We start from the raw sequence: 24,597 nt of genomic DNA, 5'->3' as shown, positions 1-24,597 counted from the left end.
CTAGCCGTGTTGATCGCGCCGGGGCCGGGCGTTCCGGCGCATCAGGAGCAGAATGGCCACGCAGCACCATCGGAGGTCACCAGTGTCGAATCCCCCTTCCCGGACCGCTGCCCGTGCCGGCGGCCGGGTGGTTGTGATCGCGCCGGATTCGTTCAAGGGCACGATCGGGGCGAGCGACGCCGCGCGCCGGATCGCGGCGGGCTGGGCATCCGTCCGCCCGCAGGACCGGCTGCGGCTGCTGCCGATGGCCGACGGCGGCGAGGGAACCCTCGACGCGTTCGAACTCGCTCTGCCGGGCGCGACCCGGATGCCGGTGACCGTGTCGGGACCGGACGGCCGGCCGGTCGACACGCACTGGCTGCTGCTGCCGGACGGCACCGGCGTTGTCGAGCTGGCGGCGACGAGCGGGATCACCCTGCTCGACCGGCTGCGGCCGCTCGACGCGCACACGCTGGGCTTCGGCCAGGCCATTGCCGCCGCCCTGGACCAGGGAGTCACCCGGCTGCTGCTCGCCATCGGCGGCAGCGGCTCGACCGACGGCGGCTCGGGCATGCTCCGGGCGCTCGGCGCCGTGCTCCTCGACTCGGCGGGCCGACCGGTGCCGCCGGGCGGCCACGGCCTCGCCCGGCTGGCCGCCGTGGAGCTGTCCGGCCTGCGCCCGCTGCCGCCGGGAGGGGCGCTCGTGCTCACTGATGTGACCAGTCCGCTGCTCGGCGAGCGGGGTGCGGCCGCCGTGTTCGGCCCGCAGAAGGGCGCGAGCCCGGAGCAGGTGGCGGGTCTGGAGGCCGGGCTGGCCCGGTGGGCGGCCGCCGTCGGGGACGCGCGGGCCGGGGCCGAGGTTGGGGCCGCCGATGCGGGTGCTGGTGTGGGTGCGAGTGCGGCGGCCGTGGGTACGGGTGCGGCGGCCGCTCCGGGTGCGGCGGCCGCGGAGATCCCTGGCGCAGGGGCCGCGGGCGGAACGGGCTTCGGGCTGCTGGCCTGGGGGGCGACTCTCGCCCCGGGGGCCGATGCCGTGGCGGGGGCGCTGGGGGTTCCGGCGGCGGTGCGGGGGGCATCCGTCGTCGTGACCGGAGAAGGCCGGTTCGACTCCCAATCGGCGGCGGGGAAGGTGCCGGGCTACCTGGCCGCGCTCGCCGCCGACGCCGGGGCGCAGGCCATGCTCGTGGCCGGGCTGATTGAGGCGCCCACCACCGGTTTCACGATCGCGGTGTCCCTCACCGACCTCGCCCGCGGCCGGGAAAGCGCGACCCGCGACGCGGCCGCGTGGCTCGAGCGGGCCGGCGCGCGCCTCGCCGCTTCGTACCGGCCCGATGAATTCGGTACAACGTTGTAACATGCGAAGAGAACGGATGCCGACCATCCGTCAGTGAATGAACGGGGACTTCATGGCGGCAACGCTTCACGACGTCGCCCGGATCGCCGGGGTGTCGATCAAGACCGTCTCCAACGTGATCAACGACTACCCGCACATCCGCCCGACGACCAAGCAGCGGGTGCTCGACGCGATCGCAGAGCTTGACTACCGGCCCAATCTCTCGGCCCGCAGCCTGCGCTCCGGGCGCACCGGGGTGATCGGACTTGCCGTTCCCGAGCTGTCGCTGAGCTACTTCGCAGAACTGGCGGATGCTGTGATCCGCTCTGCGGAACGCCACGGTGTCACTGTGCTGATCGAACAAACCGGCGGCGACCGCGCCCGCGAGGTCGAGCTGCTCACGAGCCCGCGTCGCCAACTCACGGACGGGCTGATCTTCAGCGCGCTGGGCATGGACAGCGACGATTCCGAATACCTGCGGGTGGGCTATCCGCTTGTACTCCTCGGCGAGCGGATCTTCGGCGGGCCGACCGATCATGTCACCATGCGAAACGTCGATGCCGCCCGGGCCGCCACGGAGCACCTGATCGCACTCGGACGGCGTCGGATCGCCGTCGTCGGCGCCCATGAAGGCGAGGTCATCGGGTCGGCCGGCCTGCGCCTACGCGGTTACCGCGAGGCGCTCGAGGCCGCGGGGATCCCGTTCGACCCTGCCTTGATCGGTTACACGACCCTGTGGCACCGCTCCAACGGCGCCGACGCGATGCGCGCGTTGCTTGCCTCCGGAGTGGACTTCGACGCGGTTTTCGGGCTCAACGACACCCTCACCCTGGGTGCCATGCGGGTGCTGCAGGAGGCCGGATTGCGTATCCCGAAGGATGTCGCGGCCATCGGCTTCGACGACCTGGATGAGGCACAGTACAGTCTGCCGACCCTGACCACGATCGACCCGGGTCGGGAGGAGATCGCCGAGACGGCCGTGCGGGTGCTTCTGGAGCGCATCGCGTCGACCGACCTGGCGCTGCCGCCACGGGAGATCCTGGCCGACTTCCGGATCGTCGAACGCGAGTCCACGGCCCACGCCGCCGCCTGATCCTCACGCAGGGATTCGTTCGGCCGAATCTTTCGATTTCACTTGACAGCGGGTCGCCAGGCTCGCATGATGAATTTACAACGTTTACCTACAACGTTGTAAACGCGTCGACGATGACTCGCCTCTCGCGTTGGTTCGTCCCACGCACCATCTCCCGCATGACTCAGTCGCCCCGGCACTGACCACAGCATTGAACAACGGTGTTCACGCACCGTGAGAGGAAACTACACGACATGAAGACCAAGCTCCTGGCCACGATCGGCGTCATTGCCGTCGCCGCGGCCGCCCTCACCGGATGCTCCGCCGGCACCGCGGCCAAGACGGAAGCGTCCTGCACGAACAAGATCGTCAACAAGACCGCACCGCAGGTCACCGTCTGGGCCTGGTATCCCGCCTTCGAAGAGGTCGTCGACCTGTTCAACAAGACCCACGAGGACGTGCAGGTCTGTTGGACGAACGCCGGCCAGGGCAACGACGAGTACACCAAGTTCTCCACCGCGATCGAGTCGAAATCAGGTGCGCCCGACGTCGTCATGCTGGAGTCTGAGGTGCTCTCCAGCTTCACCATTCGCAAGGCGCTCGTCGACCTCACCGAGTTCGGCGCCAATGACGTGAAGGCCAACTACACAGATGGGTCCTGGAAGGATGCCTCCAGTGGCGATTCCGTGTACGCCATCCCGGTCGACGGCGGCCCGATGGGCATGCTGTATCGGAAGGACCTCTTCGACAAGTACTCGATTCCCGTGCCCACCACCTGGGCCGAGTTCGAGACTGCCGCGCAGACCTTGAAGACGGCCGGCTCCGATGGGGTCCTGGTCAACTTCCCGACCAACGGCCGTGCATTCAACCAGGCCCTCTTCGCCCAGGCCGGATCCGTCCCGTTCGTTTATGACTCGACCAGCCCGACCGACGTCGGCATCGCCGTCAACGACCAGGGGTCGAAAGACGTGCTGAACTACTGGAACGGCCTCGTGCAGAAGGGCCTCGTCACCACCGACGACGCCTTCACCGCCGATTACAACACGAGCCTCGTCGACGGCACCTATGCCGTCTACCTCGCCGCTGCCTGGGGCCCCGGCTACCTGCAGGGCCTGTCAGACGCTGACGCGGATGCCGTCTGGCGCGTCGCTCCGCTGCCACAGTGGGACGCCGCCAACCCGGTCCAGGTCAACTGGGGTGGCTCGACCTTCGCAGTGACCAGCCAGGCCACGGACAAGAAGCTCGCGGCCGAGGTCGCCATCGGAATCTTCGGCACCGACGAAGCCTGGAAGATCGGCGTGGAAAAGGGAGCCCTGTTTCCCTCCTACACGCCCATGCTCGATTCGGACTACTTCACCAACCTCGAGTACCCCTTCTTCGGCGGGCAGCAGATCAATAAGGAAGTCTTCCTGAATGCGGCTGCCGGCTACACAGGCGCCACCTTCAGTCCGTTCCAGAACTACGCGTACGACCAGCTGACCGAAGAGCTCTACTCGATGGTGCAGGGCGAGCAGGACGGTTCGAAGGCCCTCGACGACCTCCAGGCCAGCCTCGTCAAGTACGCGACGGAACAGGGCTTCACCGTCGCCAAGTAGGTCATCCGGCGATCCAGCCGTCCCCGCTGCCGGTCGGTCGACCACCACCGGTCGGCAGCACCTCACGCTCTGCCCCGGCAGCCCAGCAAAGGACACGAACATGGCACTCACGACCGCGGCAAACGCGAAGAAGGCATTGTCGCCTCCGAGACGCGCGCCGCGACGAACCGGCATCGACCGGATGGACCGCAAGCGCCAGAGGTGGGGCTGGCTCTTCGTGGCCCCGTTCGGGGTCGTCTTCCTCACTTTTCTCGTCGCGCCGCTCGCCTACGCGTTCTGGATGAGCCTGCAGACGAACACCCTCGCCACGGGCACGACGTTCACCGGGCTGGCGAACTACGTCAAAGCGTTCAGCGACCCGATCTTCCTGGGTGGCCTCGGCCGGGTCGGTCAGTTCGCTCTGATTATGATCCCCGCCCAGATGATCGTCGCGCTCGTTGCCGCGCTCGTCCTCGACAATCTTTCCACCGCGCTGTCGAAGTTCTCCCGGCTGATGATCTTCGTGCCCTACGCCATCCCCGTCGTGATCGGCGCGCTGATGTGGGGATTCCTGTACAGCCCCCGGTTCGGTCCCGCAACCGACATCTTCGGCCTCATCGGGCTGGCAGCGCCCGACTTCCTGGCGAAAGGGAGCATTTTCGCGAGCCTGGTCAACATCGTGACCTGGCAGTGGGCCGGGTACTACATGATCATCATCTACGCCGCCCTCCGCGGCATCGACCCGGCAATCTATGAGGCCGCGCGCCTGGACGGCGCGAACGGTCGCCAGATCGCCCTCCGGGTCAAGGTACCCATGATCTCCTCGTCGATGGTCATGGTGCTGATCTTCTCCCTGATCGGCACTCTGCAGTTCTTCACCGAACCGCAGGTGCTGCGCGCCGTCGCCCAGGGTGCCATTCCGGTCTCGTACACCCCGAACATGTACGCCTATTCGCTCGCGTTCTCCTACAGCCAGTTCAACTACGCCTCGGCGATCTCGTTCTCGCTCGGAATCGTGGTCTTCATCGGCTCCTACCTCTTCCTCTTCGTCACCCGCAAGCAGAGCGGACTCAAATAATGGCCATTCTCACGCCCCGGCCGGATGCCCCGTCGGATCCGGCCGGCATCGGCCCCACCGTGATCGTGCGACCGCGCAACTCGGGCCGCGACGGCGGCCGACGGATCGGGTCGCACGTGCTGCTGCTCGTGCTGGTGATCTACTTCATCACCCCACTGTGGTGGTTGGCCGTCGCCGCGACCAAGGACACGTCGGGGCTGTTCAGCGGCACCGGCGGCCCGCTCTGGTTCGACAAGGACTTCAACCTGTTCAGCAACATTGCCGGGCTGTTCGAACACCAGGGCGGGATCTACTGGCGTTGGCTGGGAAACTCGTTCTTCTACGCGATCACCGGCGGCGTCGGCGCAACAATACTTGCGGTGCTGGCCGGCTACGGGTTCGCCAAATACCGGTTTCGGGGCCGCAACGCGTTCTTCTCGTTGCTGCTCGGCGCCGTGATGGTGCCTATGACCGCACTTGTCATCCCGACCTTCGTTCTGCTGAGCAACATCGGCCTCGTCAACACGATCTGGGCGGTCATCCTGCCCTCGCTCCTGAGCCCCTTCGGCGTCTACCTGATGCGGGTGTACACCCAGGACGCGATTCCAGACGAACTGCTCGACGCTGCCCGAGTCGACGGAGCCGGTGAGTTGCGAACCTTCTTCCAGGTGGCGTTGCCGCTCCTGCGGCCGGCGATCGTCACCGTACTGCTGCTCTCCGTGGTCGGCACCTGGAACAACTTTTTCCTGCCGCTGGCCGTGCTCAGCGACCCGAACCTGCTGCCTGTGACCGTGGGATTGAACAACTGGCAGGCGCTCTCGAACGCCGGGGCCGGCGGCGAGCAGGTCTGGAACCTGATCGTCACGGGCGCTTTCGTCTCGGTGCTGCCGCTCATCATCGCATTCCTCTCCCTGCAGAAGTACTGGCAGGGCGGCCTGTCCCTCGGCGCGCTCAAGTAGTCGCCGATCCCGGCCCCGGGCATCCGTTTCTCATTCTTTTCCACCTGACCCGCACGATGAAAGAAACCCCATGTCTACCGCTCGCCTGACCCTCGACCCTCACTTCCAGGTCGGAGCCATCAACCGTCGCCTCTTCGGATCGTTCGTCGAACACCTCGGCCGGTGTGTCTACGACGGCATCTACGAGCCAGGACACCCCACGGCCGACGCTGAGGGCTTCCGCGAAGACGTCATCGACCTTGTCAAGGAGCTTGGCGTCTCTGCGATCCGGTACCCCGGCGGCAATTTCGTCTCCGGCTTCCGCTGGGAGGACAGCGTCGGGCCGCGGGCCGAGCGCCCCACGCGGCTGGACCTGGCCTGGCATTCCACCGAGACCAACCAGATCGGCCTGCACGAGTTCTCGTCATGGCTCGAGAAGGTCGGCAGTGAACTCATGCTCGCTGTCAACCTCGGCACCCGGGGTGTGGCCGAGGCCCTGGACCTGCTCGAGTACGCCAACCTCGGCAATGGCACCGCCCTCGCTGAGCAGCGGATCAAGAACGGAAAACGGGATGCCTTCGGCATCAAGATGTGGTGCCTGGGCAACGAGATGGACGGGCCGTGGCAGCTCGGCCACCGCTCGGCCGATGATTACGGCAAGATCGCCTCGCGCACCGCGAAGGGAATGCGCCAGCTAGACCCGTCGATCGAGCTGGTTGTCTGCGGGTCGTCGAGCGCACAGATGCCGACCTTCGGCGAGTGGGAGCGCGTCGTGCTCGGCCACACCTACGACGACGTGGACTACATTTCCTGCCACGCCTACTACGAAGAGAAGGACGGCGACCTCGGATCGTTCCTGGCCTCCGGCGTGAACATGGACCGGTTCATCGAATCGGTGGTCGCCACGGCCGACCATGTGAAGGCCGTCAACGGCAGCGACAAGACCATCAACATCTCCTTCGACGAGTGGAACGTCTGGTACATCGACAGGTTCGAGGGTGTCGACAAGATCACCGGGATCGACAACTGGCCGGTCGCGCCGCGCCTGCTCGAGGACGCGTACACGGTGGCGGATGCCGTGGTGTTCGGCAGCCTGCTGATTTCGCTGCTCAAGCATGCGGACCGGGTGACGAGCGCGTCGTTGGCGCAGTTGGTCAACGTGATCGCGCCGATCATGACCGAGCCGAACGGCCCGGCCTGGCGGCAGAGCACGTTCTTCCCGTTCGCCCTCACTTCGCGGCTTGCCACCGGGGTCACGCTCGAGGTGAAGCTCGAGGCGGACAGCTACGACACCGCCGTGTACGGGACCGTGCCGCTGGTCGACGCGGTGGCGACGCACGATGCGACGAGCGGGGCGACATCCGTCTTCCTGGTGAATCGTTCGCAGACCGAGGACGCCCTGATCACGATCGACATCGCCGCTCTCGGCCCGGTCGGGATCGTCGACGTCCAGACGCTGACCGACGCGGATGTCTACGCTGCGAACACGCTTGACGCGCGCGACCGCGTAGGGCTGGAAGTGAACGCATCCGCCGCGCTCGGCACAGGCGTGGTCACTCTGACCCTGCCGCCGGTGTCGTGGACGGCGCTGGCGCTACGGACGGAGTGACGCTTGTGGCCGGGGTCTCGGCGAACGGCATCCAGTACGAGTTCGAGTGGCACGGGTACCGGGCCGTGGTGACCGGGACCGGGGCTGGCCTGCGATTGCTTCAGCACGACGGGCGGGACCTGATCGTCGGCTTCCCCGCCGACGAGCCGATGCCGAACTTCCGCGGCGCCCTCGCTGCGCCCTGGCCCAACCGGATCGCCTCGGGTCGTTACCCGGTCGACGGTGTCGACCGGCAGCTGCCGGTCAACGAACCGGGCCGGGAGTGCGCCCTGCACGGGCTCGTCTTCGACCGGAACTGGCGGCTACTCGAACGAACCACGGCAGAGGTCGTCCTCGGGCTCCGGCTGCCGTCAAGCGCCGGCTACCCGTTCGACCTGGATCTGGTCGCCCGGTATGAGCTCGGCCCCGACGGGCTCACGACGACCGTCGAGGCTACGAACGTCGGCGGAGGCACGGCGCCCTATGGAGTGTGCCCGCACCCCTACCTCAGGGCGGGGGACTCGCCGCTCGACAGCTGGCTGCTCACCCTTCCGGCCGACAGCTACCTGCGCGTCACGCCCGATCGGCTGCTGCCCGCTGGTCTCGCCGAGGTCGCCGACGGTCCCGACGGATCATTCGACTTTCGCAGGCCCCGCTCGATCGGCGCCACCAAGATCGACCATGCCTTCACCGGGATCGTGCGAGAGCCGGCGAGGAAGGGGTCCGGCCGCGATGGACTGGTCGGGGGAAGCCTCAGTGCCGAGCTCGGCACTGGCCTGGCAACCGTCGAGCTGAGGGAAGTGTGCGGCCGTGGGGTGGCGATGAGTTTCGGCCCCGAGTGCGGGTGGCTGCAGATTCACACGGCCGATCTGCCTGCCCCGGGACTCAACCGTCTGGGACTGGCCGTCGAACCGATGACATGCCCGCCGGATGCCTTCAATTCCGGGACCGACCTGATCCGCCTGGCGCCGGGGGCGTCACATCGGGCGAGCTGGAGCATCCGCGCGCTGGAGTGACCCGCCGCGGGCGGAGGGCGGAACGGGCGGGTCAGCCGGTGACCCGGTGCGCCGCGTACTGTGCTCGGATGACAGGCTGGAAGTCTTGCGCCGGCTGGGCGGCGATGGACAGCGGCCAGTCCGGCCGGTGATCGGCGAGTGCCCAGGCCGCCTGAACGGCGGCGCCGTCCGCGACATACTCGCCGGGGGCCGGCACTATGACCGGGTTCTCGAACAGCTGGGCGGCGATCGTGCGCACGGCCGGGTTTTGGGCCGCACCGCCGATCAGCAGGATGCGGGTCACCGCCACGCCCTGGGCCCGCACGGCGTCGAGCCCGTCGCCGAGCCCGCAGAGGAGCCCCTCGACCGCCGCGCGGGCGAGGTTCGGCCGGGTCGCCCCGGCCAGGGTCAGGCCGAACAGGGTGGCGGTCGCGTCGGGCAGGTTCGGGGTGCGCTCACCCTCGAAGTAAGGCTGGAGCACAAGCCCGCCGGCACCGGGCTCGGCGTCGAGGGAGAGCCGGCCGAGCTCGTCATGGTCGACGCCGAGCAGCCCGCGCACGGCGTCGAGCACCCGGGCGGCGTTGAGCGTGGCGACGAGGGGCAGGAAGAGCCCGCTGGCGTCGGCGAATCCCGCGACTGTGCCGGAGGCATCCGTCGCCGGGTGGTCGGTCACCGCGAACACGGTGCCGCTCGTGCCGATCGACACGATCACGTCGCCGTCGGATGCGCCGAGGCCGAGCGCGGCGCCGGCGTTGTCGCCCGCACCGACGCCGACGACGATCCCGGCCGGGACGTCGGCCCTGGCGGTGTGTGCCTGAGGCGGAGTTTCTTGGCCGGAGGCGGCGTGTCGCGCCACGGATGCCGGCGTGTCGCCGAATTCTCCGTTCGAACGGGCCGGCAGGTGCACGGTCGTGCCGGCGGTGGCGCCGGGGCCGAGCACGCGGGGAAGGACCGCGGCGTGGCCGAGGGCGCGCTCGAACAGCTCGAGGTCGTAGTCGCCGGTGACCGGGGACCAGTAGCCGGTGCCGCTCGCGTCGGACCGGTCGGTGGTCAGGGCGGAGAGGTCGGGACCGAGCGGGCTTCGGCCGGCCGGGCCGTAGCCGAGCAGCCGCCAGGTGAGCCAGTCGTGCGGGAGCGCCACGGCGGCGACGCGCAGGGCGTTGGCGGGTTCGGCATCCCGGAGCCAGCGCAGCTTGGTGGCGGTGAAGGAGGCCACGGGGACGACGCCGGTGCGGCGAGCGTATTCGGTGGCGCCCACCTCGGCGACGAGGTCGGCCGCGGCCGGGGCGCTGCGGGTGTCGTTCCAGAGCAGGGCCGGGCGGATGACCTCGCCGTCGCCGTCCAGCGCGACCATGCCGTGCTGCTGCGCCGCGATCGAGAGGGCGGCGACATCCGCGAGCCCGCCGGCGTCGGCGAGGGCGGCGTGCAGCGCGTCCCACCACTGCTCCGGATCGACCTCGGTGCCGTCCGGATGCGAAGCCCGCCCGCTCCGCACGAGGGCGCCCGTTGCGGCATCCCGGATGACGACCTTGCAACTCTGCGTCGACGAGTCGACTCCGGCAACCAGTGACATGGCTTTGATTCTCCGCTCAATGGGACGTTCTCAGTGGGGGTGTGCTGCGGGTCGGTCTGCGCCGGGGCTGTCGCGGGGCTGCGGCGGGGCTGCGGCGGGGGGCTAACTCAGGAGATTCCGGAAGCCACCGGGCGCGTGCGGCGGAATTCCGGGCCGCGCGGCGGGGCATCCGCCGGATTTCCTGAGTTAGCCCCGACGACCCGGCTGGCCGGGGCAGGTGCCCCGGCGGAATGTCGCGCCCCCCAGATGAGCGTGACATGCCGCACCGNGGGGGGGGGGGCGAGGATGCCCGCTAGCGGGCGCCGAGCAAGTGCTCGAGGGCCAGCTGCTGCAGCCGCACGAAGCCGAAGCCCTTGCCGCCGAAGTAGGCGTCCGTGTCGAAGTCCTCGTACGAGGCGCGGTCCGCGAGCAGGTCGTCGTAGCTCTCGCCCGCGGCGAGCGTGGGCTGGGCGAGCTCGGGCACCATCGACGCGGCGAGCATCTGCTGCACCTCGGGGTCGGCGCGGAAGGCCTTGGCGCGCTCCTTGAGCAGCAGGTAGGTCTGGATGTTGGCGGCCGCCGAATCCCAGACGCCGGTGATGTCCTCGGTGCGGCTCGGCTTGTAGTCGAAGTGGCGCGGCCCGTCGTAGGCCGGTCCGCCGTTAGGTCCGCCGTTCTCGAGCAGGTCGACGAGGGCGAACGCGTTGTGCAGGTCGCCGTGGCCGAAGACGAGGTCCTGGTCATACTTGATGCCGCGCTGGCCGTTGAGGTCGATGTGGAACAGCTTGCCCTGGTAGAGCGCCTGGGCGATGCCGGCGGCGAAGTTGAGCCCGGCCATCTGCTCGTGGCCGACCTCGGGGTTGACGCCGACCAGTTCGGGGCGCTCGAGGGTCGTGATGAAGGCCATCGCGTGGCCGACGGTCGGCAGCAGGATGTCCCCGCGCGGCTCGTTCGGCTTCGGTTCGATCGCGAAGCGGATGTCGTAGCCCTTGTCGGTGACATAGTCGCCGAGCAGGTTGACGGCCTCGCGGTAGCGCTCGAGCGCCGAACGGATGTCCTTGGCAGCGTCGTACTCCGCGCCCTCGCGTCCGCCCCACATCACGAAGGTCTTCGCGCCGAGCTCGGCGGCGAGGTCGAGGTTGCGCAGCACCTTGCGGAGCGCGAATCGGCGCACGCTGCGGTCGTTCGAGGTGAAGCCGCCGTCCTTGAACACCGGGGCGCTGAACAGGTTGGTGGTGATCATCGGGATGATCAGGCCGGTGTCGGCGCAGGCCTGCTTGACCCGGTCGATCTGCAACTGGCGGGCGGACTCGGTGGAACCGAAGGCGAACAGGTCGTCGTCGTGGAAGGTGAGGCCGTAGGCACCCAGCCGGGCGAGGTTCTCGACCCCGTCGACGACGTCGAGCGGCGGCCGGGTCGGTCCTCCGAACGGGTCGGCGCCGTTGTAGCCGATGGTCCAAAGGCCAAAGGAGAACTTGTCTTCGCGGGTGGGCGTGATTGCCATGGTGATCCTTGTCTGTCAGCGACGTTGATAATTTGTTGTTGCTAGGAACATATTAGGGCAGAATCCGAGCCGGCGCGACTGCCTGGCCGGAATTGGCGAGCGAGTTGGGGGCGCGATGATGCAATCGCCGTCCCGCCCGGTGAACGAGGCCAGGTCGGCGTTCGGTTCACCGGGCGCACGCGGATACCGCGCCAGGGCGGAGTTGACACATTCGCAGGCACGAGGAAGGCGTCGAAAGGCGATCCTGCTTGGCGCCCCGGCGACCGTCTCGACGCGCGGTCTCACCTGGGGGTTGTCAGACCGCTCGCAATTGCTATATGTTGTGCTTGTCAACATACCGGTTCGACCGGATGTCGACCCAGCGTTACAAGGAGGTGATCGGCAGTTCTGCCTCCTTGTGCGATCACAGCATTCAGAGCAGAAAGCAGATCATGACGACAACCAAGAGGCTGTTCACCATCCTTGCCACGGGAGCGGTCGCGCTCTCCCTCGCGGCATGTTCGGGCACCAGCACCAGCACCAGCACCGGCTCCACCGGAAGCACCGGCGCGGCCATCGCCGACTGCAACGTCGGCATCTCGATGCCCACCCGCAGCCTCGAGCGCTGGATCAACGACGGCGAGGGGCTCAAGACCCAGCTCGAAGACGCCGGCTGCACCGTCGACCTCCAGTTCGCCGACAACAAAACCGACCAGCAGATCAGCCAGATCCAGAACCAGGTCGCCGGTGGTGCCAAGATCCTGGTCGTTGCATCCATCGACGGCAAGGTGCTCTCGCCCGTGCTCGCCGAGGCCAAGAAGCAGGATGCCACGGTGATCGCCTATGACCGGTTGATCAACGGCACCAAGGACGTCGACTACTACGCCACCTTCGACAACTACAAGGTCGGGCAGCTGCAGGGCGAGTTCATCGAAGCCCAGCTCGGCCTGGCCGATGGCAAGGGCCCGTTCAACCTCGAGCCCTTTGCCGGCAGCCCCGACGACAACAACGCCAAGTTCTTCTTCTCTGGCGCCTGGGACGTGCTGCTGCCCTACGTCGAGAGCGGCCAGCTCGTCGTGCCCAGCGGCAAGGCGCCCAAGTCCAACGACGAGTGGACGACGCTCGGCATCCAGGGCTGGGCTTCTGACAAGTCTCAGGCCGAGATGGACAACCGTCTCTCCTCCTTCTACGGCAACGGCGCGAAGGTCAACGTCGTGCTCTCGCCCAACGACAGCCTGGCCGTCGGGATCGAAGCCTCGCTCAAGTCCGCGGGCTACACGCCCGGCGCTGACTACCCGCTGATCACCGGGCAGGACGCCGACAAGGCCAACGTCAAGGCGATCCTCGATGGCGCCCAGTCGATGACCGTCTGGAAGGACACCCGCACCCTGGGCAAACAGGTCTTCACCATGATCCAGTCCATCGCGGCGGGCGACACGGTCGAGGTCAACGACACCAAGACCTATGACAACGGCAAGAAGGTCGTGCCGTCGTTCCTGCTCGCCCCCGAGGTCGTCACCAAGGACGACGTGCAGACCAAGCTCATCGATTCCGGGTTCATCAAGGCCTCGGACGTCGGCCTCTAGGTCGACTCCCCGGGTGGCGGGGCCGGCCGGTCCCGCCACCACTACGGCACGCTGCACCACCGATGAAACACGCTGACAGGAGCGCCAGTCATGAATAGTCCGATTCTTCGGATGCTCGGCATCGAGAAGGACTTCAGTGGGGTCAAAGCCCTCGACGGGGTCTCGATCGAAGTGGAACGCGGCAAGGTCCACGGCATTTGCGGGGAGAACGGGGCCGGGAAGTCCACGCTGATGAAGGTGCTCAGCGGCGTCTACCCGCACGGCAGTTACGACGGCAGGATCGAATTCGAGGGCGAGGAAGCCACCTTCCGCTCGATCAACGACAGCGAAGCCGTCGGCATCGTCATCATCCACCAGGAACTCGCCTTGAGCCCGTACCTCTCTATTGCGGAGAACATCTTCCTCGGCAACGAGAACTCGAAGCGCGGCGTCATCGACTGGAACAAGACAAACCTCGAGGCGTCGAGCCTGCTCGCGAGGGTCGGGCTCGACGAGAACCCGGCCACCAAGGTACTCGAACTCGGCGTCGGCAAGCAGCAGCTCGTCGAAATCGCCAAGGCCCTCTCCAAGCGGGTCAAGCTGCTCATCCTCGACGAACCGACCGCCGCGCTCAACGACGAAGACTCCGACCACCTGCTCGACCTGATCGAACACCTCCGCGGGCAGGGCATCACCTGCATCATCATTTCCCACAAGCTCAAGGAGATCCGCCGGATCGCAGACACCGTCACGGTGATCCGTGACGGTAAGACGATCGAGACGATCGACATGCACGGCCCGGATGCCACCCAGGCCCGGATCATCCGCTCAATGGTGGGCCGCGACCTGAACAGCATGTTCCCGCCGCGCGAACCCAAGATCGGCGCGGAGATCCTCCGGGTCGAGGACTGGACGGTCTACCACCCGGTCGACACGGCACGCAAGGTCGTCGACAACGCCTCCTTCACGGTGCGGGCCGGCGAGGTGGTCGGCTTCGCCGGACTGATGGGGGCAGGCCGCACCGAACTCGCAATGAGCCTGTTCGGCCGCTCCTACGGCACCAACATCTCCGGTCGGGTCTACAAGAACGGCGAGGAAATCTCCGTGCGGACCGTCGACGAGGCCATCCGGAATGGGATCGCCTATGCCACCGAGGACCGCAAGAAATACGGCCTCAACCTGATCGGCGACATCACCGTCAACGTCTCGGCCGCGGCCCTGGCCACCCTCGCGAAGTACGGGGTGATCGACCGCCACCGGGAATACAAGGTCGCCGAGAGTTACCGCACCCGGATGAATATCAAGGCGCCGACCGTCTCGGCCATCACCGGCAAACTCTCCGGCGGCAACCAGCAGAAGGTGGTCCTGTCGAAGTGGATCTTCGCCGGCCCCGACATCCTCTTCCTCGACGAACCGACGCGTGGAATCGACGTCGGCGCCAAGTACGAGATCTACGGAATCATCAACGAACTCGCCGCCGCCGGCAAGGCCGTCGTCGTCATCTCCTCTGAACTGCCGGAGCTGCTCGGCATCTCCGACCGCATCTATGCGATCTCCGACGGCCGGATCACCGGCGAAGTCGCCGGCGTCGACGCCACCCAGGAATCCCTCATGCACTACATGACTGCGGGAAAGGACTAAACCGCAATGACAACCACCACTCCCGCCAAGCGCAAGCCGCGGCTGGCCATCAACTTTCGCCAGTACGGAATCCTCGCCGCCCTGGTCGTCATCGTCGTGCTGTTTCAGGTGCTCACCAACGGGCGCCTGCTGCTGCCGGGCAACGTCAACAATCTGATCCAGCAGAACGCCTACGTGCTGATCCTCGCCGTCGGCATGGTGGTGGTGATCATCGCCGGCCATATCGACCTGTCGGTCGGGTCGGTGGTCGCCATGGTCGGTGCGGTCTCGGCGATCTCTACGAACGTGTGGGGCCTTCCCTGGTGGGCGTCCGTGCTGCTCGCCCTGCTCGTCGGTGCGCTGGTCGGGGCCTGGCAGGGTTTCTGGGTGGCGTTCGTGGGCATCCCCGCCTTCATCGTGACGCTGGCCGGCATGCTCATCTTCCGAGGTCTCACCCTCGTCCTGCTGACCGGCGGCACCATCAGCGGGCTTCCCGACCAGTTCACCGCGATCGGGGCCGGCTGGCTGCCGGGCTTCCTTGGTGAACTCGGTGGACGCGACGTGCTGACTCTGGGTCTCGGGCTGGTCACCTGCGTGGCGCTCGTGCTGCAGCAGCTGCGCACCCGGGCGACCCTCCGCCGGCTGGAGTTGCCCCGCGAGACGCTCACCCAGCTCTGGCTGAAGAACGGCATCGCGATCGTCGCCATCATGTGGCTGGCTTGGCTCCTGTCGGGCTACAGCGGCACTCCGATCATCCTGATCATCCTTGCCGTGCTGATCCTGCTCTACACGTTCATGCTCAACCAGACCGTGTTCGGCCGGCACGTGTACGCCATCGGCGGCAACCTGTTCGCGGCCATGATGAGCGGCGTGAAGACGAAGTGGGTCAACTTCTACGTCTTCGTCAACATGGGCGTGCTCGCCGGCCTGGCCGGGGTCGTCAGCACGGCCCGCGCGGGCGGCGCCGTGGCATCCGCCGGCCAGAACTACGAATTGGATGCCATCGCGGCCGTCTTCATCGGCGGTGCCGCGGTGCAGGGAGGCATCGGCACGGTCGTCGGGGCCATCGTCGGCGGCCTGGTGATGGGCGTCCTCAACATGGGCCTCTCGATCCTCTCGGTCGACGCGGCGTGGCAGATGGCGATCAAGGGGCTTGTGCTTCTGCTCGCGGTCGCCTTCGACATCTTCAACAAGCGCCGCAGCGGCGGACGCTGATTCGGCGGGCGGCCACCGACAGGATATGTTCATGTCTCAAACAACTAGGCCGACGCCGGACCCCGGTCGCTCGGAATTCGACAAGATGGTGGCGGGGGACTGGTACCGGTACCGCTCCGGCCCCGAGCTCGCCGAGCTGACCATAGGCACCCAGCGCACCTGCCGGCAGATCACCGCCCTCTTCGACGAGGACAGGGATGCTGCCCAGAAACTGTTCACCGGGATGCTCGGCACGGCCGGCGAGGGCGTCGACTTCCGGCCGCCGCTCTACCTGGACTACGGCTCGCGCCTGCACGTGGGGTCCGGCACCTTCATCAACGCCGACTTCCTCGCCCTCGGCGGCGGGGAGATCACGATCGGGAAGAACGTGCTCGTCGGGCCGAGCGCACGCCTCTACACCCCGATCCACGCCCTCGACGTCGGCGAACGCCGGGCCGGCTACGAACGGGTGCTGCCGATCCGGATCGGCGACGACGTCTGGCTCGGCGGGAACGTCGTCGTCTGCCCCGGTGTCACGATCGGCGCCGGTAGTGTCATCGGCGCCGGCTCCGTCGTCACCAGGGACGTGCCGCCGGGGGTCATCGCCGTCGGCAACCCGGCCCGCGTCATCCGCACCCTCGTCGAGGTCGACCACGCCGACTGAGAACCGCCGTCGTGACCTTTACGATTGTGGATGACGGCGACGGTGTCACCGTGCACAGTGACTCGACCGCGGCATTCCGCGCTCGGCGCGCGGGAGGCGACACCACGGAATCCGCCCACGGAAAGGCAACCCTCTCATGACCGTATCCCGTCAGGGCAACCCCGACTACCGCGACTCCGGACTCGAATTCCCGGAGGGCTTCATCTTCGGTTCGGCCACCGCCGCGTACCAGATCGAGGGGGCCTTCGACGAGGACGGGCGGGGTCCGTCGATCTGGGACACCTTCAGTCACACCCCGGGCAGGGTCGAGAACAGCGACACCGGCGACAAGGCCAGTGACCACTACCACCACCTCGAGGAAGATCTCGACCTGATGGAGTCCCTCGGCCTGCACGCGTACCGGTTCTCGATCGCCTGGTCCCGCATCCAGCCGGCCGGCCGCGGCCCGGCCAACGAGAAGGGTCTCGCGTTTTACGGGCGCCTCGTCGACGGGCTGCTGGCCCGGGGCATCCGCCCGATCGCGACCCTCTACCACTGGGACCTGCCGCAGGCGCTGGAGGACGAGGGCGGCTGGACCAACCGGGACACCGCGTACGCCTTCGCCGACTATGCGCGCATCATGGGCGAGGCCCTCGGCGACCGGATCGACACCTGGACCACCCTCAACGAGCCGTGGTGCTCCGCCTACCTCGGCTATGCCTCCGGCGCGCACGCGCCGGGCCGCACCGAGGACGCGGCGGCGCTCGCCGCGGTGCACCACCTCAACCTCGCCCACGGCCTCGCGATCACCGAGCTGAAGAAGGTCGTCACCAACGACCCCGACTTCTCGATCACGCTCAACCTGCACGTCATTCGCGGTGAGGGCGAGACCGGGCCTGAAGCGGTGCGTCAGATCGACGGCGTCGGCAACCGGGTCTTCCTCGGGCCGCTCCTGACCGGGGAATACCCGGCGGATGTCCTCGCCGACACCGCGGGCATCACCGACTGGTCGTTCGTGTGGCCCGGTGACACCGAGATCATCCACCAGCCGCTCGACGTGCTCGGCGTCAATTACTACTCCACGACGCTCGTGCGTATCTGGGACGGCGTGTCGCCGTTCCAGCATTCCGACGGGCACGGGGACGCCGGCGCCTCGCCGTGGCCCGGCGCCGGGCGGGTCGAGTTCCTCGCCCAGCCCGGTCCCTACACCGAGATGGGCTGGAACATCGAGCCGGCCGGCCTGGAGGAACTGCTGGTCAAGCTGCACGACGAGTTCCCCGACCAGCCGCTGATGATCACCGAGAACGGCGCGGCCTTCGCCGACGTCGTCGTGCAGGAACCGACCGGCCCGGCGGTGCACGACGTGGAGCGCACCGACTACCTGCGCCGGCACTTCACGGCCGCGCACCGGGCGATCCAGCGCGGCGTCGACCTCCGCGGCTACCAGGTCTGGTCGTTCATGGACAACTTCGAATGGGCCTACGGCTACTCCAAGAGGTTCGGCATCGTCTACATCGACTACGAGACCGAGGCGCGCATTCCCAAGGACAGCGCGCTCTGGTACCGGGGCCTCGTGTCGACCGGCACCATCCCGGAGGGTTAGCGGCAGGACGGTATTCTGAGGTCCAACGAGTGGAATGGAAGGCGCTGTGCAGGGGAGCAACCATGACGACGTGCGCCAGCACAACCTCTCGGCGATCCTGCGCATCGTGCACCGCAACGGGCCGACCTCCCGCGCGCAGCTGACCCGGCTGACCGGCCTGAACCGGTCCACGATCGCGGCCCTCGTCGGCGAGCTCGGCCAGCTCGGCCTCGCCGGCGAACGCGACCCGGATTCCACCAACCAGGTCGGCCGGCCCAGCCCGGTGGTGTTCTGCGCCGAGCAGGTCGTCGCGCTGGCCGTGAACCCCGAGATCGACGCCGTCACGATCGGGATCGTCGGCCTCGACGGCATAGTGCACCGGCGCATCCGCTACGCGACCGAACGCTCGCCCAGCGCGAGCGAGGCCGTGAACATCGCCGGCGCGGTGATCGAGGGGATGCGCGGGGAGCTGGAGTCCAGGTTCCGGGTGGTCGGGATCGGCGTCGCCGTGCCCGGCCTCGTGCGCGCCCACGACGGCCTGGTGCGCTTCGCCCCGCACCTCGGCTGGACCGACGAACCGCTCAAGGAGATGCTCGAACAGCTCACCGGGTTCCCGGTCTTCGCCGCCAACGACGCCAGCCTCGGCGCGCTCGCCGAACAGTATTTCGGGGCGGGCAAGGGCATCACCGACCTGATCTACCTCAACGGCGGAGCGAGCGGCATCGGCGGCGGAATGATCGTCGGCGGCAATCCCGTCGGCGGCATCGCCGGGTACGCGGGCGAGTTCGGCCACACCCGGGTGAGCGGCGGCTCCCGCACCGACTCCGCCGGGATCACGGGCACCCTCGAGGCCGAGGTGACCCGGGAGGAACTGCTCGGGGTGCTCGGGCTCGAGAGCGCGGATGCCGACGAACTGGAACAGGCCCTGCTCGCCTCCGACTCTCCCCAGGTCAGGGACGAGGTCAACCGTCAGCTGGACTTCCTCGCGGTGGCCCTGGCCGGCGCCATCAACATCCTCAACCCGCAGCTGGTCGTGCTCGGCGGGTTCCTGGCCGCTCTGTTCGCCGTCGACCCCGACCGGTTGCGCGCCGCCGTGGCGTCGATGACGCTCGTGTCCTCGTTCGGCAGCGTGCGGGTCAGCGCGGCCGAGCTGGGCTCCAACCTGCTCATGATCGGCGCGGCCGAGCTCGCCTTCGAGGGGCTGCTCGACGACCCGAGCGGTGTGCCGACCTCCTGACCCGGCCGGCCGCGTGTCCCGCCCGCCCGCACGGTGCGCGATCCGGCCGATTCGCGCAATCTTCGGCGCGGATCCCGGCCGGGGGGAATAGGAACGGCCAGGGCCCGCTTGTCCCAGACAGCGGCTCCGTGTTCCGCTGCCGGTAGCGTCGCCCGTGACCCGGTGCCCGAACGCCGTCTCAGCCCCTGTCAGCCCGCCCGGCCGTCCCCACCAGACACCTCCCCATCGACACCGAGGAACTCCACTACGTGACTACCGCCGTCATTCCCGTGATCACCCAGGCCCAGCTCCGGTCGACCGCCCCGCACCCCGGGGATGCCCTCACCCGGCGCCAGCGCCTCGTCTACGTGCTCGTGCTCGGCGCGCTCACCGCGCTCGGCCCGTTCACGATCGACCTGTACCTGCCCGCCTTCCCGACCCTGCAGAACGAACTCGGCGTCTCGGCCGCGGCCATCCAGCTCACCCTCACCGGCACGATGATCGGCTTCGGCTTCGGCCAGCTGATCGTCGGCCCGTGGAGCGACAAGGTCGGCCGCCGGCTGCCGCTGATGCTCGCGACCGGGTTCCACATCCTCGCCAGCGTCGGAGCCGCGCTCTCCCAGGACATCGTCTGGCTAGGTGTCTTCCGCCTGCTGCAGGGCTTCGGCGCCGCGGCCGGTGCCGTCGTCGCCCTCGCCATGGTGCGTGACCTGTTCGGCGGCAAGCCGCTGGTGCGGATGCTGTCCCGCCTCGCCCTGATCAGCGGCCTCGCCCCCGTGCTCGCCCCGGTCATCGGTTCCCAGTTGCTCCTCGTGATGAGCTGGCGCGGGATCTTCTGGGTGCTCGCCGCGTACGGCGCCGTCGTCATCCTCGCCGTCGCGTTCTGGATCGTCGAGACCCTGCCCGCCGCCGAACGGCACACAGCCGGGCACAACACCCTCGCCCAGCGTTACCGGGCCGTGCTCAGCGACCGCGTCTTCGTCGGCGTCGCGATCATCGGCGCCATGACCTTCACCGGGCTGTTCTCCTACCTCTCCGCTTCGTCGTTCCTGTTCCAGGAGGTCTACGGCTTCTCCGCGCAGCAGTACGGCATCCTCTTCGCCGTCAACTCGCTCGGCATCGTCACCGGTGTGCAGCTGAGCTCCCGGCTGATGCACCGCTTCAACATCGGCCCGCAGTGGATCGTGGCGGTGTCGACGGTGGTGCTGGTCATCACCTCGGCGGCCATCGTGCTGCTCGACCTGGCCGGCGCCGGGCTCTGGGGCACCCTGGTGCCGCTCTGGTTCTTCATCGCGGCCTGCGGGTTCACCCTGCCGAGCGTGCAGGTGATCGCCCTCAGCGCGCACGGGCACGAGGCGGGAACCGCCGCGTCCCTGCTCGGCGCCGCGAACTTCGGCGTCGCCGGCCTGATCTCGCCGATCGTCGGCCTGCTCGGGGTGGGCAACGCCATCCCGATGGGCGCGGTGATGGGAACGACCGCCCTGATCGCGATCATCGTGCTGTGGACCGTCGTGCGCCCGCGCTCCGTGCCCGCCCTGGAGCACTGAGGCCGGCCGACCCTGCCCCATCCCCATCCCCGTCCCCATCACCGTCCGGGAGGTGGCTAACTCAGGAGAAACGGGAGTGACGGATGCCTGACCCGTGTGTTCCCGGCATCCGTCGTCGGCCGGTTCCGGATTTTCCTGAGTTAGCCCCCGAAGCGCCCCGACCTAGGATGGACGGATGAGCAGCGAGAAACCCCCGGAGACCGCAGCCGCCCCCGCGGCACGCCGCATCGCCAGGCGCTGGCCGCTCGTGAGCGCGCTGGTCGCGGTGGCCCTGGCGTTCGGGCTCGGAGCACTCATCGTCTACCGGGACAACGGCAGGCCGCTGCGGATCGACGCCGCGTGGATGGATGAGATCATCGAGCACCGCGCTCCCGTCTGGGAGTACCTGTCGCTGGCGATGAACTTCCTCGGCGCCGGCATCGCGGGCGTGGTCGTCATCCCCGTGCTCATCCTCGCCGCCTTCCTCCTCCTCCGGCGAAAGTGGGCGGCCGGGTACTTCCTCACGGCGACGATCGTGAGCAGCGGGCTCGTGCAGGTGCTGAAGAACCTGTTCGGACGCGCCAGGCCGGAGGACATGCTGGTGACCAGCGACTTCGGCTCGTTTCCGTCCGGCCACGTCGCCAACGCCGCGACCATGGCGGTCTGCCTGGCCATCCTCTTCCCGCGGGTCTGGGTCTGGCTGGCCGGAGCGCTCTACACCGCGGTGATGATGGTCAGCCGCACCTACCTCGGCGCGCACTGGCTCACCGACACCATCGGCGGCCTGCTCCTCGGCGTGGGGGTGGCCGTGCTGCTCTGGGCGCCGGTCGCCGCGAAACTCGACGGCGAACGGCACCTCGCGGCGCAGCATCCGTCACGCGGTCGAATTCGACGGAGAAATGCCGGAAAAGACGCCTGAAACACCCCAAAACCTCATTTTTTCCCAAAATCTCCGTCGAATTCGACGGGATGCGGGGCAGACACGAGCGGATGCCGCAGGGTAGCGTCATGCCATGAGAATCCTCCTTGTCGGGGCGGGCGGCGTCGGAGACGCGTTCGCGAAGATCATCGCCCGTCGCTCGTTCTTCGAGCACGTCATCGTCTGCGACTACGACCTCGCCCGGGCTGAGCGCACCGTCGCCACGGTCGCGGCCACGCACGGCCCCGCCGTCGCGAGCCGGTTCACGGCGGAGCAGATCGACGCCGGCGACCCGGATCGGGTAGCGGCGGTGGCGAAGGAACACCGGGCCACCCACGTGATGAACGCGGTCGAACCCAAGTTCGTGCCGACGATCTTTGCCGGCGCTCTCGCCGCCGGCTGCGACTACCTCGACATGGCCGTGAGCCTGTCCGAGCCGCACCCGACCCACCCGTACACGGAGACCGGCGTGAAACTCGGCGACGACCAGTTCGCGCTCGCCGCCGACTGGGAGACCGCCGGTCGCCTCGCCCTGGTCGGGATGGGTGTGGAGCCGGGCCTCTCGGACGTCTTCGCCCGCTACGCCTCCGACCACCTGTTCCGCGAGATCGACGAGCTCGGCACCCGCGACGGCGCCAACCTGGTGGTGCGCGACGAGGCCGGCAACGAGATCTTCGCGCCCTCCTTCAGCATCTGGACCACGATCGAGGAGTGCCTGAACCCGCCGGTGATCTTCGAGAAGGACCGCGGCTGGTTCACCACCGAACCGTTCAGCGAACCGGAGATGTTCGACTTCCCCGGCGGCATCGGTCCGGTCGAGTGCGTCAACGTCGAGCACGAGGAGGTGCTGCTGATGCCGCGCTGGCTCGACGCGAAACGGGTCACCTTCAAGTACGGACTCGGTGAGGAGTTCATCGGCGTGCTCAAGACGCTGCACCTGCTCGGCCTGGACAGCGTCGAACCGGTGCGGGTGCGGAGCGCCACCGGCCCGGTGATGGTCGCTCCGCGCGACGTCGTCGCCGCCAGCCTGCCCGACCCGGCCACGATCGGCCCGCGGATGACCGGCAAGACCTGCGCCGGGGTATGGGTCACCGGCACGGGGCCGGACGGCGAGCCGCGCGAGGTCTACCTCTACCACGTGAGCGACAACGAGTGGACGATGCGCGAGTACGACGCCCAGTGCGTGGTCTGGCAGACCGCGCTCAACCCGGTGATCGCGCTGGAACTGCTCGCGGCCGGCACCTGGGGCGGCATCGGCGTGCTCGGCCCGGAGGCCTTCGACGCGAAGCCGTTCCTCGACCTGATGAGCGCCCCGATCGAGGAGGGCGGCTACGGCGAGGCGTGGGGGATGGAAGACCGGCTGGCCGCGCGCCCGTGATCAACGGTGACGTCTCCTTCTGGTGGAACCAGATCGGCCGGGGCGCCCCGCGCCCGCCGCTGCCCGGGCCGATCACGGCGGACGTGTGCATCGTCGGCGCCGGGTACACCGGGCTGTGGACGGCCTACTACCTGAAGAAGGCCGCCCCGGCGCTGCGGATCGTCATCCTCGAGCAACGCTTCGCCGGCTACGGCGCGTCCGGGCGGAACGGCGGCTGGCTGACCAATTCGATCACCGGCGGGCGTGAGCAGTACGTTTCGTCGCACGGGCACGACGCCGCCGCCCGGTTCCAGACGAGCATGAACGAGACCGTCGACGAGGTGATCCGGGTCGCCGCGGCCGAGGGCATCGACGCCGGTATCGTCAAGGGCGGCGAATTCACCGTGGCCTACGACCAGCCGCAGCAGCGGCGACTCGAGGCGTCCGCCCGGGCCGAGCAGCGGTGGGAGATGACGGATGTCGAACTCCTCTCCCCGGCGGCGGCCCGCGCCCGCATCGACGTGGCCGGCACCACCGGGGCGATGTGGCACCCGCACTGTGCGCGCATCCACCCGGCCAAACTCGCCGCCGGGCTCGCCCGGGCCGTCGAGACGCTCGGCGTGGAGATCTACGAGAACACCCGGGTGGGCGAGATCACGCCGGGACGGGCCGTGACCGAGCACGGCCCGGTGGACGCGGAGTTCGTCGTGCGCGCCACGGAGGGGTTCACGGCCGGACTGAAGGGCCTGCACCGGGCGTGGCTGCCGATGAACTCGTCGCTGATCGCGACCGCGCCGCTCAGCGACGCCGTCTGGGAGAGCATCGGCTGGACCGAATCCGAGACCCTCGGCGACATGGCGCACGCGTACATGTACGCCCAGCGCACGGCGGACGACCGGATCGCGATCGGCGGCCGGGGCGTGCCGTACCGCTTCGGCTCGCGGACCGACTCCGACGGGCACACCCCGGCGAGCACGGTCGAGGCGCTCCGCGGCATCCTCACCCGGTTCTTCCCGGCGACGGCGGGCGTGGCGATCGACCATGCCTGGTCGGGGGTGCTCGGCGTGCCGCGGGACTGGGCGGCGACCGTCGGGCTCGACCCGACGACCGGGCTGGCCTGGGCCGGCGGGTACGTGGGCACCGGCGTGGCCACGACGAACCTGGCCGGGCGCACCCTGACCGACCTGATCCTCGAGCGTGACACCGGGCTGACCGGGCTGCCCTGGGTGAACCACCGGGTGCGCAACTGGGAGCCGGAGCCGCTGCGCTGGCTCGCCGTGCACGCCCTCTACCGGGCATATTCGTTCGCCGACCGCGCCGAGCTGACCCGGCGGCAGACCACCTCGCCGGTCGCGAGCATCGCCGACGTGGTCTCGGGCCGCGGCCACTAGCCCGGCCCGCGGC

The 24,597-nt window shown here is 68.4% G+C and carries 19 protein-coding genes; 17 read left to right on the top strand and 2 right to left on the bottom strand.

Annotation, left to right across the window (positions count from 1 at the left end; genetic code table 11):
• Window positions 1-82: 82 nt before the first annotated feature.
• The 7 genes from E3O32_RS09390 to E3O32_RS09360 all read left to right on the top strand — a co-directional run bounded on the left by E3O32_RS09390 (window position 83) and on the right by E3O32_RS09360 (window position 8,557).
• Window positions 83-1,333, top strand: coding sequence for a glycerate kinase (locus E3O32_RS09390; RefSeq protein ID WP_241974743.1), 1,251 nt, complete (start codon window positions 83-85; stop codon window positions 1,331-1,333).
• A 52-nt stretch (window positions 1,334-1,385) separates the two neighbouring features.
• Complete coding sequence (locus E3O32_RS09385) at window positions 1,386-2,405, top strand: LacI family DNA-binding transcriptional regulator (RefSeq protein WP_134508860.1); 1,020 nt, start codon at window positions 1,386-1,388, stop codon at window positions 2,403-2,405.
• Between the two features lie 233 nt (window positions 2,406-2,638).
• Complete coding sequence (locus E3O32_RS09380) at window positions 2,639-3,979, top strand: ABC transporter substrate-binding protein (protein WP_134508858.1); 1,341 nt, start codon at window positions 2,639-2,641, stop codon at window positions 3,977-3,979.
• A gap of 100 nt (window positions 3,980-4,079) precedes the next feature.
• The gene (locus E3O32_RS09375; protein WP_231382741.1) at window positions 4,080-5,036 is read left to right on the top strand and encodes a carbohydrate ABC transporter permease; all 957 of its coding nucleotides are present in this window, start codon (window positions 4,080-4,082) and stop codon (window positions 5,034-5,036) included.
• Window positions 5,036-5,974, top strand: a complete 939-nt coding sequence (locus E3O32_RS09370) for a carbohydrate ABC transporter permease (RefSeq protein WP_134508856.1) — start codon at window positions 5,036-5,038, stop codon at window positions 5,972-5,974. Before E3O32_RS09375 ends, E3O32_RS09370 begins: the two co-directional genes overlap by 1 nt.
• Before the next feature lie 70 nt (window positions 5,975-6,044).
• Complete coding sequence (gene arfA / locus E3O32_RS09365; RefSeq protein WP_134508854.1) at window positions 6,045-7,562, top strand: arabinosylfuranosidase ArfA; 1,518 nt, start codon at window positions 6,045-6,047, stop codon at window positions 7,560-7,562.
• The gene (locus tag E3O32_RS09360) at window positions 7,559-8,557 is read left to right on the top strand and encodes an aldose 1-epimerase family protein (protein WP_241974742.1); all 999 of its coding nucleotides are present in this window, start codon (window positions 7,559-7,561) and stop codon (window positions 8,555-8,557) included. Before arfA ends, E3O32_RS09360 begins: the two co-directional genes overlap by 4 nt.
• Window positions 8,558-8,588: 31 nt before the next feature.
• Here E3O32_RS09360 and E3O32_RS09355 read toward each other — a convergent pair whose 3' ends face one another.
• Both E3O32_RS09355 and xylA read right to left on the bottom strand, forming a co-directional pair.
• On the bottom strand, window positions 8,589-10,109 hold the full coding sequence (locus E3O32_RS09355) for a xylulokinase (protein ID WP_134508852.1): 1,521 nt from the start codon (window positions 10,107-10,109) through the stop codon (window positions 8,589-8,591).
• Window positions 10,110-10,401: 292 nt separating this feature from the next.
• Entirely contained in the window at window positions 10,402-11,592 is a 1,191-nt protein-coding gene (gene xylA / locus E3O32_RS09350) for a xylose isomerase (RefSeq protein WP_134508850.1), read from the bottom strand.
• Between the two features lie 431 nt (window positions 11,593-12,023).
• On the opposite strand from xylA, the gene chvE reads away from it, so the two are divergent.
• From chvE to E3O32_RS09300, 10 genes are all read left to right on the top strand, one after another.
• Entirely contained in the window at window positions 12,024-13,157 is a 1,134-nt protein-coding gene (gene chvE, locus E3O32_RS09345) for a multiple monosaccharide ABC transporter substrate-binding protein (RefSeq protein WP_134508848.1), read from the top strand.
• A 90-nt stretch (window positions 13,158-13,247) separates the two neighbouring features.
• Entirely contained in the window at window positions 13,248-14,777 is a 1,530-nt protein-coding gene (gene mmsA / locus E3O32_RS09340; RefSeq protein ID WP_134508846.1) for a multiple monosaccharide ABC transporter ATP-binding protein, read from the top strand.
• A gap of 6 nt (window positions 14,778-14,783) precedes the next feature.
• Complete coding sequence (gene mmsB, locus E3O32_RS09335) at window positions 14,784-15,971, top strand: multiple monosaccharide ABC transporter permease (protein WP_134508844.1); 1,188 nt, start codon at window positions 14,784-14,786, stop codon at window positions 15,969-15,971.
• Between the two features lie 31 nt (window positions 15,972-16,002).
• On the top strand, window positions 16,003-16,614 hold the full coding sequence (locus E3O32_RS09330) for a sugar O-acetyltransferase (protein WP_241974741.1): 612 nt from the start codon (window positions 16,003-16,005) through the stop codon (window positions 16,612-16,614).
• Between the two features lie 136 nt (window positions 16,615-16,750).
• Window positions 16,751-18,196, top strand: a complete 1,446-nt coding sequence (locus E3O32_RS09325) for a GH1 family beta-glucosidase (protein WP_134508842.1) — start codon at window positions 16,751-16,753, stop codon at window positions 18,194-18,196.
• Between the two features lie 46 nt (window positions 18,197-18,242).
• Entirely contained in the window at window positions 18,243-19,412 is a 1,170-nt protein-coding gene (locus tag E3O32_RS09320) for an ROK family protein (protein ID WP_241974740.1), read from the top strand.
• A gap of 248 nt (window positions 19,413-19,660) precedes the next feature.
• The gene (locus E3O32_RS09315; RefSeq protein ID WP_241974739.1) at window positions 19,661-20,938 is read left to right on the top strand and encodes a multidrug effflux MFS transporter; all 1,278 of its coding nucleotides are present in this window, start codon (window positions 19,661-19,663) and stop codon (window positions 20,936-20,938) included.
• A 175-nt stretch (window positions 20,939-21,113) separates the two neighbouring features.
• Window positions 21,114-21,836: a phosphatase PAP2 family protein gene (locus E3O32_RS09310; protein ID WP_134508838.1), complete on the top strand. Its 723-nt coding sequence runs from the start codon at window positions 21,114-21,116 to the stop codon at window positions 21,834-21,836.
• 94 nt (window positions 21,837-21,930) lie between these two features.
• Window positions 21,931-23,214, top strand: a complete 1,284-nt coding sequence (locus E3O32_RS09305; RefSeq protein WP_134508836.1) for a saccharopine dehydrogenase family protein — start codon at window positions 21,931-21,933, stop codon at window positions 23,212-23,214.
• On the top strand, window positions 23,211-24,584 hold the full coding sequence (locus E3O32_RS09300; protein ID WP_134508834.1) for an NAD(P)/FAD-dependent oxidoreductase: 1,374 nt from the start codon (window positions 23,211-23,213) through the stop codon (window positions 24,582-24,584). The genes E3O32_RS09305 and E3O32_RS09300 overlap by 4 nt, the downstream gene beginning before the upstream one ends.
• Window positions 24,585-24,597: the final 13 nt, after the last annotated feature.

It is taken from the genome of Cryobacterium mannosilyticum (assembly GCF_004402705.1).
Lineage (GTDB): Bacteria > Actinomycetota > Actinomycetes > Actinomycetales > Microbacteriaceae > Cryobacterium > Cryobacterium mannosilyticum.
The sequence above is the reverse complement of the archived record's forward strand: the minus strand, read 5'-3'. Positions and strand labels throughout refer to the sequence as shown.